Source organism: Novosphingobium endophyticum, from assembly GCF_014640675.1.
Taxonomy (GTDB): Bacteria; Pseudomonadota; Alphaproteobacteria; order Sphingomonadales; family Sphingomonadaceae; genus Novosphingobium; species Novosphingobium endophyticum.
The window spans coordinates 1-1175 of sequence record NZ_BMHK01000094.1 but is presented as its reverse complement, the minus strand read 5'-3'; the positions used below and the strand labels follow the sequence as shown (position 1 = coordinate 1175).

Here is a 1175-nt window from a genome sequence, read left to right as displayed (position 1 = left end):
ATACGCACGGCTTCATTGATTGACCTGTGCCCAATGGCGTGAACCGATTGAAGTGATTTGGTCTGGTTGTGCGATGAGCCAGTTCCAGGCGTCGCAGCATGCATCGACGATGGCATCGTAGGTTTCGAAGACACGATTGCTGAGTTTGTTGCTGCGCAGATAGGCCCAGACGTTTTCGACTGGATTCAACTCTGGGCTATATGGGGGCAGGTGGAGCAAGGTGATATTGTCGGGGAGGCGCAGTTTATCGCCCGTTTGATGCCAGCCGGCGCCATCGACGACGAGAAGAGCATGCGCACCGGGAGCCACGTTGAGGCTGATCTCGACCAGATGCAGGTTCATCATCTCGGCGTTGGCGAAAGGCAGCACGAGTGCGGCGCCGGTGCCGCGTGCGGGGCAGATGGCGCCGAACAGGTAGGCCCAGGCATAGCGCTGGTCGCGGGGCGCTGGAGGCCGAGAGCCTCGCTCGGCCCATAGCCGGGTCAAAGTGCCTTGCTGTCCGATGCGGGCCTCATCTTGCCACCAGAGCTCCAGCGGTTTGGTCTTGGCGTGCTCTGGCAGCGCGGTGTCTATGAGGGCGGCGAAGTCGCGCTGAAAGACGCTTGCGCCGCAGCGTCATGGCCGGGGTGGCGCGGTCGCGGGACCAAGCGCCGAAAGCCGAGCCGACGCAGCACGGTACTCACCGTGCGTTCGGCCAGAACGATGCCGAACCTGGCCTCAATCGCACGAGCAAGATCGGCACGGCGCCAGCGGACGACGCCATGTTCGGCCAGGTCAGGGCCGGCACGAACCCACGCTGCCACCTCTGCCTCCTGCTCGGGTGAAAGCAGGCGCTTGGGGCCGAAAGCACCATGCCGGTCCGATAATCCGGCCAAGCCTTCCTCATTATAGCGATGCACCCAGTCGCGAAGCGTCTGCCGGTCCATGCCCGCAGCCTGCGCCGCCTCGGTGCGCGATTTGCCCTCCAGCACCAACGCCAATGCCAACATGCGCCGCGATGCTGCAACGCTAGACGACCGCCGCGCCGCCAAGCGCAGTCCCCCAGCGTCCAAATCAACACGCGTAATCCTGATCGGTGCAGCCATCGCTTCCTCCTCACTTGCGAGGAAAGCAGCGAATCATAGTCCGAAACCTACCGCAAGCTTCCGTGAGTCAGTCGATCAGGCCACGGGTAT

1 protein-coding gene is annotated in these 1175 nt (G+C 63.1%); it reads right to left on the bottom strand.

Annotated elements, in window-relative coordinates:
* Positions 1–12: 12 nt before the first annotated feature.
* Positions 13–1085 (bottom strand): IS630 family transposase gene (locus IEX32_RS20350; protein ID WP_268236777.1). Its coding sequence is split into 2 segments (ribosomal slippage): positions 13–605 and positions 605–1085, totalling 1074 coding nucleotides; the frame shifts between segments, so codons are not numbered across the junction.
* Between the last annotated feature and the right edge of the window lie 90 nt (positions 1086–1175).